Below are 8,424 nucleotides of genomic sequence, written 5' to 3'. Positions count from 1 at the left end.
CTCGGCAGCGGGAGCTACGGCTACGTCTACAAGGCCGAGCAGGCCGGATGCTTCTACGCCGTCAAGATCCTCCGGGGCCGCTTGTTGAATGACCGGGCCAGGCGCGAGATCGGCATCCTGAACCACATGGATCATCCCGATGTCGTCCGCTTCTTTGGATGCGGGTACTGGCCGGACCCCATCATCGGTCACCCCTTCATCGTCATGGAGTTCGCTGGCGGCCGGACCCTGGAGACGTATGCCTCGGAGGAGAACCCATCGGCCAGGAGGTCCGCGCGCATCATCTTGGATGTCGGGCTGACCCTCGGGGAGGTCCTCCGGCAAGGCGTCATGCACAGGGACCTCAAGCCCGATAACGTCATCATCCGGGATGGGAACTCGAGACCGCTGTTGATCGACTTCGGAGTGAGCACGCTCACGGGGCTCCCAGCCCCGACCAGCTCGCGCCTTCCGCCGGGAACCATCGAGTTTCGCGCGCCGGAGGCATGGCGTTTCAGCAGAGAGAACGATTCCGGGAGCTACGACTACAGCCCAGCGGACGAGCTTTGGGCCCTCGGGGTGTCGTTCTATTGGCTGCTGACGGACATCCTTCCGTTCGGGGACCGGGAGGACGAAGAAGAGGGAGGACTCGCGGAACGCATCCTCCACCAGACGCCTGTTGCTCCGCACGTCATCAATCCCCGCGTGCCGCGAGCGCTCTCGGACGTGTGCATGCGGATGCTGGAGAAGGACCCGGCAGCACGCTACGAGCGCGTGGTCGATTTCTGCGCGGCACTCGATGCGGCCATGGCCAACGCCGAGGTTGATGCAAGCTGGGACCTCCCGCTGTTCGAACCGGACACGCCCCACAACAGGACGACCGAGGAAGATCCCGCGCTGGTGGATGTGGCCGACTCGAAGCGCTGGCTCCGACGTTGGCTGAAGAAAGAGCGGCGGAGAGGCCGGAAGCCACCGAAGAAGGCTCCGGCTCCTGTTCCCGAGGCCGAAGTTCTCGCCGCCATCCCGGAAGAGAAGGCGCCCGCTGTTGCCGTTGCTCCTGTCCCGGAGCCGGTTGCGCCTCCTGCATCCCAAGCCCCGGCCCTTTTCGAAGCGCCACGAGCGGCAGCAGCTCCGATCCCTCCGGTGTCGCGTCGTCGCTCTCGTTTCGCCGCGGCAGCGGGGGGCGCGGCCATGGTGCTCGGCGCGCTCCTGTTCGCCACTTCGTTGCGCTCTCCCCCTGGGACGGTGCCACTCGATGCGTCGTCCGAGGCCACTCCCACTCGACAAGCCGAGTCCGGTCGTGAAGTGGCGCAATCCGCGAAGCCGCTGGATCCTCCAAGCGGAGAAGGCGCCGAGCCCGCGATGGGCTCCATTTCCGCGCCTGTGATGATGACGATGCTTCGCATGGACGACAGCAGCGAGAAGCCCCAACAGAAGAAGACGAAGGTTCTCGGACGCGCCGCCAAGGTCATCGGTACGGGCTTGGTTTGCAATGCGCTGGCGGGATGTCCGACCCCCCAACACGTGCGGCCGACTCCGGAACCTGCTCCGTGTCCGGCCGGTGCGGTCGAGGCCATGGCGGATAAGCTGGGCGTCCGCGTCGGGCAAAGTGTCAGCGCCTACCTCAATCCGGAAGGTAGCGCCCAGGTCATCACTGTTCACGAAGGCTCCGCCTCCGCCCAGTTGGGGCCCCGCCGAGCGGGTGAGTCAGGAGGCCGCATCTACCTCTCCGGCACACTCACCATTGGCGAGGAGCGCGTGTACGGTCGGTTCACCGAAGCGCGCGACCTGTTGGGGGATGGGCAGCCGTTCCCGGTGTGCTTCGAGATGTCGGACGGTCTTAAGGGCGGCAGAGGCGCCATCATCCGAGAGGGAGGTGGAGGTCCGGGTTCTGCGCGGATCTACTCCACGGTGGACGTGTGGGCCGTCCGCAGCTCCGATTGAGAGTCGGGGAATCGGACGGGAAGTGGAAGGACCGGGCCCGGACACAAGCGGGTCCGGAGACATGATACAGACGGGCACCGTTCCTGCCCTGGAGTGGGTGTCCCGTGTTTGCTTCATCGCCTGCCGCGTTGCTGATGCTGCTGCTTGTCGCGGGGAGTTCGGCCACCGCGAAGACGTGCCCTCCGCCAGGGGAGACGGAAGACCGCTGCATCGAGTTGACGGCGGACGGTACCAACGAGGTCTCCGAGGTACAGATCAGCCCGGGACAGCCCTCCACCTTTGTTTTCGACTCGGACTTACGAGCGGACGGGCTGACGCTGGAAGGCCGCGAGCGCTTCGAGGTCGCGGACCCTGGGAAGCGCACCCTGACGCTCGTTCCCTCCGAAGAGATACGCGGTGAGAAGCCCAGCAAATTGAGGGTGTGCTTCGCGGATGACGCGGCTCCTGCTTGCGCAACCTTCCGGCTGATCGTTCATCCCGCGATAGGGGAGCGGCAGGTGAGGATCTTCCGCAATCCGCGTCCAGTGGAGTCCGTCCAAGCCGATTTGAAGAAGTCCTACGAGGAGAACGCGAGACTGCGCGCGGAAAACGATCGGCTGCGCGCGGAGCGGGACAGACCGGATGGACTCTCGGGCCTGTTCGATTCCGGCATGATGGACGAGAAGGGCATCCCCTGCTCGAAAATCGATTTCATCCTCCGCCCCAAAGCGGCGCTGTCAGCGGGACGGGTCATCACCTGCCGGGCTCCTGGGAGGATGCTGGTGCTGGTGGACTTGAAGGCTCCGGATGATGCGGCGCCCTGGACGGCTCAAGGTGCCATGCTCACGGGCCCCAAGAGCAAAGAACTGAAGGGGTCCATCTGGCAGCCAAGGCCCCTTCTTCCAGATCAACCGCTCACTCTCTACATCGAAGTGCAGGCCGAGGACGTGCAGACCGTGGGCCCCTTCACCCTGAAGCTTTGGGAGGCTGACGGCCAACGAACCCTCGTCATCGGCAACGTGTCCTTCCCAGCTCTGGCCGAAGGGCCGGGGCTTTGATGCGAGCCCTCCCGCGTGTGTCGACGCGGGAACATGCTCATCGATCTGCACGCGCACTTCCTCGGGGGCGAGGCCTCGTGGTTCACCTCCACGATCGAGCCCAGCCCGCGCGGCGCCTCCGAGGTGCGGCGCTGCTACTGGAGGGATCTGGTGAAGCGCCTCCCCGCCGGAGCCGAAGCAGCGCCCTGACGCCTGACTTGTTGCCATGGGACCGGACTCCGGACAGAGTCACCATTCATGAAAACCCTGGTGGGATTGGGCTACTCCGGTTGGACCGAGAAGGCGCGCTGGGCGCTGGATCACCATCGCGTGGCATACCAGTACCGCGAACACATTCCGCTGCTGGGCGAGGTGCGTCTGCGGCTGCATGCGCCTTCCGGGCAACGCGGCACCGTCCCCCTGCTGCTGGAGGGCTCCAAGGCCACGATGGGCTCCTACGCGATCGCCCAGTGGGCCGAGCGTCACGGTAAGGGGTCTCCCCTATTCCCCGCGGCCTCGCTCCCGGAGCTCGAGCAATGGGAGCAGCGCGGTGACGCGATGCTGCGCGTGGGGCGCGCGTACATGGTGCAGCGGCTCATGCAGTTCCCCGAGGCCCAGGTGGAAGCCCTGCCCTCGTTCATCCCCGGGCTCGCCCGGGGGCCGCTGAAACCCATGGCGCGGATGGCGGCCCTCTTCCTCGCGAACAAGCACGAGGCGGCGAAGGATCCCGAGGAGGCCCTGCTGGCCACGGTCGTGCCCGGGCTCGAGCAGCTGCGCGCGGGACTCCAGGGCCGCAAATACCTCACCGGCACGTTCTCGTACGCGGACATCACCATGGCGCTGACGCTCCAGTTCATCCAGCCCGTGGACGAGCTCTTCATCCCGCTGGGGCCGGGCCGGAGGAAGGCCTGGACGCACCCGGCGCTCGCGGAGCGGTTCGCGGACCTGGTGCGCTGGAGGGATCAGCTCTACACCGAGCATCGGCCTGTTCCGGTCGGCCCCCACGAGAAGCCCTGAAGCCAGCTGTTCGCCAGACGGCATGTGCAAGGTGGAGTTCTCAACGGAAGTCGGGTCGCGGCTTCCGCAAGGATTTCCAGCAACACATTAATTACATGGAGATGCAGCAACCCCGGGGGGATCTCCATGAGCGAGCATCGCGTTTCAGGTGAGGCCGTCCTGAATACGGGGCATTCGGTCCCACCACCCGGGCTGCCCTACCGGGAGCTCTTCCTGCACCTGGCCGAGCATTCGCCGGATGCGGTCTTCACCAAGGATCTCCAGGGCCGCTACACCTTCATCAACGGCGCCGGGGCGTGCTTCCTCGGGCATGCGGTGGAAGACATCCTCGGCCACAAGGACGACGAGCTGGTGCCCCCAGGGGAAGCGGAGGCCACCATGGAGTTCGACCGGCAGGTGCTGCTGGCCGGGCGGGTGCTGCACTCGGAGATGAGCGAGCGCATGGCGGGGTCGCAGCGCGAGTGGTTCTCCACCAAGGGCGTGATCCGGAGTGAGGATGGGCAGGTGATCGGGCTGTTCGGCATTGCCCGGGATCTGTCCACCCAGCTGCGCGGAGATGAGGCCCGGCGCCGCAACGAGGCCCTCTTCCGCCTGGCGGTGGGCGGCAGCTTCGACGCCTTCTTCATCCTGCGGGGCGAGACCGAGGGGATGCGCGTCCTGCACCTCAACACCCATGCCGAGTCGCTGCTGGGCTGCCGCGCGCGCGAGGCCGAGGGGCACTTCCTCTCCGAGTTCCCGCATGCGGCCTTCATCGCGACCCCCGCGGCGTGCGAGGCCTTCTGGCGGACGGGCAAGCCCCAGACCGAGGAAGTGCTCCAGGAGACCTCCGGGAGCGGGCGCCGCTGGTTCCGCCGCGAGCTGCGGGCCGTGGGTGACTGTCTGGCCGTCACGGTCCGGGACATCACCGAGCAGCGCGAGAGCGAGGCACGCCTGCGGCTCAACGAGCGGATGGCCTCCATCGGGATGCTCGCGGCGGGCGTGGCGCATGAGATCAACAACCCGCTCGCGTTCGTCTCCAGCAACCTCGGCTTCATCCAGAGCGAGCTGCGCCAGTTGGAGCAGCCGGAGGAGGTGAAGAGCGATCTGCTGGAGGCGGTCGCCGAGGCGCGCGAGGGGGCCGAGCGCATGCGCCTCATCGTCCAGAGCCTGCAATCGCTCTCGCGAGGAGATCCGGTCTCCTCGCAGCCGCTGGAGCTCCACGAGGTGCTGGAGACATCCCTCCATCTGGTCAAGGGCAAGGTGTGCAGCCGGGCCCGGCTGGTGCGCGACTATGGCCAGCTGCCCCAGGTGCAGGGCAATGCCGTGCAGCTGGCCCAGGTCTTCGTGAACCTGCTGGTCAACGCCGCGCAGGCCATGCCCCAGACAGGTGGGGAGATCCGGTTGAAGACACGCGTCCAGGACGGCTCACGGGTGGTGGTGGAGGTGCGGGACACCGGCTGCGGCATCCCTCCCGAGAACCTCGAGCGCATCTTCGAGCCCTTCTTCACCACCAAGTCCGCGGGGGAAGGCACGGGCCTGGGACTGCCCATCAGCCACGAGATCATCCGCGCACTGGGAGGCGAGCTGTCCGTGGAGAGCACCGTGGGCGAGGGGACCACCTTCCGCGTCCTCCTGCCCACCGCGGCCGAGTCCTTCACGGACGCCCCGGAGTCCGCGGGCGCCTACGCGTCCCCCATCCCCTCGGCCTGAAACCAGGCACATCCCTGTACGAGCGAACACCCCGGCCCCCCCGAGAGAGGGAGCCGGGGCGTGGGAACCACGTCCTGGCCGCGTCAGCCCATCACGGCAGGCAGCGGTTGATGAGCGACTGGGTGTAGGAGTTGCTGGAGAAGCTCCACACGTTCCACGAGTTGCGCGAGCCCCAGCTGCCGTTCCAGCGGCGCAGCTGGTACCAGAGGCTCAGGTTGCCGCTGATGGGCTGCATGGTGACGGAGAGGTTCTGGCAGGTGCGCAGCGCGCCGTAGCGGAGCTCACCCGTGGCGGTGGCCGGCAGCGTCGTCTTCAGGATGTCCGCGCGGATCTCCGCGCCCGCCCGGGCGATGTAGATGGAGACGGTGGCCCCACCCACGGCGCTGATGCGCGCCCCCGGGGTGACGGTGACCGCGGCCGAGAGCAGCACCGGCGCGTTGCACGCCGTGTACGTGTACGAGTAGGTGCCATCCACCGTGCCGCTGGCGCCGATGCTGAAGGTCACCCGGATGCCCCACGGGTAGAAGCTCTTGGACAGGTTGAAGAACTGCATCGTGAAGCTGCCCAGGGAGCCGGAGCGCGTCTGGCCGCAGGTGAGGAAGTACTCGGCGGTGAAGTAGCGGTTGTTGAGCAGATCCAGGTAGGCCCCGAAGCGGCGCTTGAGGGTGCCGTTATCGTTCACCACGTCGGTGAGGGCGTAGGCCTTCAGCAGCGTGTACTGCCACGACCAGGCGTGGGCGGTGGCCTGGCCCAGCGCGCGCACGTAGAGGTCCGGGGTGTCGCGCACGTCCAGCTCGGCGAAGAGGCGGGCCTTGATGTCACTGCCGCCAATGTCGCGCTGCCAGGACCAGTAGTACGTCAGGGACTGGATGGAGCTGCTGGGAGCCTCGCGGCCACGGCGCTCCTGCACCGAGGCGATGAGCGAGCGCAGCCAGGCCTCCGGCTCCTGGCTGTAGCGCACCAGCAGCAGCGAGTCCACGAGCGGCGACTGCATCTTGCGCAGGGCCTCCACCGCCGAGCCACGCAGCAGCGGCGAGGCGTGCTGCAGGAAGGGGGCGATGACGCTCACCGACGCCGGGTGGCCGGCGTTGCCGAGGGCGCTCAGCAGGTGATCCTGCTCCGTGGTGTCACGCGCGGAGGTGAGCTCGCGCTCCAGGCGCTCCACGATGCGGGACGCCTCCAGCGGGCGCACGCTCAGCAGCTTCTCCGTCATGGCGCCCAGGACCAGGGTGGCCTGGGTGCGCAGCGGCGAGGACGCGTCCGCGCTGAGCCGCTCCACGCTCTGGACGGCCGCGGGCAGGGGCCGCTCGGCGAGCGAGAGCGCCACGAGGGCCTGATCCTTCGACTCGAGCGAGGCCCTCGGGGACAGGACGACGCCGTCGAGCAGGAGGGACTGCGCCTCGTCGGTGCCGAGCGAGCCCAGCGCGCCGATGGCGGCCGGCAGGAGCTCGGGAGCGAGGACGCCCCGGCGCAGGGACTGGCCCAGCTCACGCACCGCCACGGGGCTGGCCCGCAGCGTGGCGAGCAGCCGGTTGAAGGCCTCCGGGCTGCGCGGATCCATCCGCAGCAGGGAGAGGTCCTCGGAGAGCAGCGCCTGGACCTGCTTCGGATCCGTGGGCACCTCGCTCCCGGCGCCGTCGTCGTACGGAGCGGCCATGAGGCCACCGGCGACATACTCCGCACCCGGGGGCTCCACCTCGCCCCGGTAGCTCACGTCCACCAGGTCCATCCGCCCTTCGCTCACCAGCTCCGACCACATCCCGGCGCCCTCGCCCGCGTAGGGGCTGGCCTCCTTGGACACCGAGTTGGCGACTTCGCGCGAGCTGAACGACTCGACGACGCCGTACTTGTCACTCACCACGGACTCGCTGCTGCTCTCGAGGTTGAAGTCCCGCGCCTCGATCGTCCGGTCCGCGAACGCGAGGTAGTCCTTGTCCGTGCGCTGCTTCCTCACGAAGAGCTGCTCGCCCTCCCGGAACGCCTCGTACTTCGCGCGGTAGATACCGGAGACGTCCTGCTCCTGCGCCTCGAAGGCCCCCACATCCTTCACCGAGGACTGGAGCGCCGAGATGATGCCGCGCTTGAGGTTGATGGTGCCCGGGCTCTCCTTCGCGGAGTGGAGCAGCTCGCTGACCTGGCCGTAGGCGTTCTGCTTGAAGTAGACGGGCCGGGCCAGCTCCGCCATCAGCTCCGGATCCCGCTCCTCCTCCACCATCGCCCCGTCCTCGTTGTAGCGGGAGATCCGCGGCTCCTCGAGCGACAGCGCCAGCAGGTACGTCTCCGCATCGAGCTGCTCGACCAGAGTCACCCGCGCCAGGGCGTCGAACTGGGTGGCGTTCTCGCTCTGCCCCACCTGCTTCTCGTCCTGGTTGAACGTCCGGCCCTGCACCTTGGCGGACCACTGATAGGTATACGAGAGGCCCTTCTCATACCGGAGCGGGAGCGCCGAGGCCGCCGCCATCTGGCTCGACGGCGCCTGCCCGGCGTGCACCGTCAGCGGCGCGGCCGCCGACAGCAACAGCGTGCCCAGCATCAGCACGGGGCGGAGAGACTGGATACGGATGGACATGATTTTCATGAATTGCCCCCTGAACGTGGGAAGCCTGATTGGCTTGCCCCTCGCGTTTTGAAGCAATTCTCTTTTATTCCAGTCAGACCGGTTCTGACAAGACATCAACACTGAAAAAAAACATGTGGACGCGAAAACAACACCCCGGCGCATGCCTTCCGAGGCAATCCAAACCACGTGTGTCTTGACAGGCAACACGCCGGGGAGGTG

6 protein-coding genes are annotated in these 8,424 nt (G+C 67.3%); 5 read left to right on the top strand and 1 reads right to left on the bottom strand.

Going from position 1 to position 8,424, the window contains the following annotated elements; translation table 11 throughout:
* The 5 genes from VFZ09_RS23125 to VFZ09_RS23105 all read left to right on the top strand — a co-directional run.
* On the top strand, window positions 1–1,923 hold a 1,923-nt coding region (locus tag VFZ09_RS23125), incomplete at its 5' end, for a serine/threonine-protein kinase (RefSeq protein WP_329729809.1).
* Between the two features lie 134 nt (window positions 1,924–2,057).
* The gene (locus tag VFZ09_RS23120) at window positions 2,058–2,960 is read left to right on the top strand and encodes a DUF2381 family protein (RefSeq protein ID WP_329729812.1); all 903 of its coding nucleotides are present in this window, start codon (window positions 2,058–2,060) and stop codon (window positions 2,958–2,960) included.
* Window positions 2,961–2,993: 33 nt separating this feature from the next.
* Window positions 2,994–3,149, top strand: a complete 156-nt coding sequence (locus VFZ09_RS23115) for a hypothetical protein (protein ID WP_329729808.1) — start codon at window positions 2,994–2,996, stop codon at window positions 3,147–3,149.
* Between the two features lie 48 nt (window positions 3,150–3,197).
* On the top strand, window positions 3,198–3,956 hold the full coding sequence (locus VFZ09_RS23110) for a glutathione S-transferase family protein (protein ID WP_329729807.1): 759 nt from the start codon (window positions 3,198–3,200) through the stop codon (window positions 3,954–3,956).
* A 126-nt stretch (window positions 3,957–4,082) separates the two neighbouring features.
* Window positions 4,083–5,645, top strand: a complete 1,563-nt coding sequence (locus VFZ09_RS23105; RefSeq protein WP_329729806.1) for an ATP-binding protein — start codon at window positions 4,083–4,085, stop codon at window positions 5,643–5,645.
* 91 nt (window positions 5,646–5,736) lie between these two features.
* Here the strand turns inward: VFZ09_RS23105 and VFZ09_RS23100 are convergent, their stop codons facing one another.
* Complete coding sequence (locus VFZ09_RS23100) at window positions 5,737–8,223, bottom strand: HEAT repeat domain-containing protein (protein ID WP_329729805.1); 2,487 nt, start codon at window positions 8,221–8,223, stop codon at window positions 5,737–5,739.
* Window positions 8,224–8,424: the final 201 nt, after the last annotated feature.

Origin of the sequence: Archangium sp., assembly GCF_036277355.1 — a bacterium.
Taxonomy (GTDB): Bacteria; Myxococcota; Myxococcia; order Myxococcales; family Myxococcaceae; genus Archangium.
This window is presented reverse-complemented; position numbering and strand designations above follow the sequence as displayed.

Coding starts and splice junctions, on each gene's coding strand:
- VFZ09_RS23105 (WP_329729806.1), top strand. CDS start 4,083: ATGAGCGAGCATCGCGTTTCAGGTGAGGCCGTCCTGAATACGGGGCAT.
- VFZ09_RS23120 (WP_329729812.1), top strand. CDS start 2,058: ATGCTGCTGCTTGTCGCGGGGAGTTCGGCCACCGCGAAGACGTGCCCT.
- VFZ09_RS23115 (WP_329729808.1), top strand. CDS start 2,994: ATGCTCATCGATCTGCACGCGCACTTCCTCGGGGGCGAGGCCTCGTGG.
- VFZ09_RS23110 (WP_329729807.1), top strand. CDS start 3,198: ATGAAAACCCTGGTGGGATTGGGCTACTCCGGTTGGACCGAGAAGGCG.
- VFZ09_RS23100 (WP_329729805.1), bottom strand. CDS start 8,223: ATGAAAATCATGTCCATCCGTATCCAGTCTCTCCGCCCCGTGCTGATG.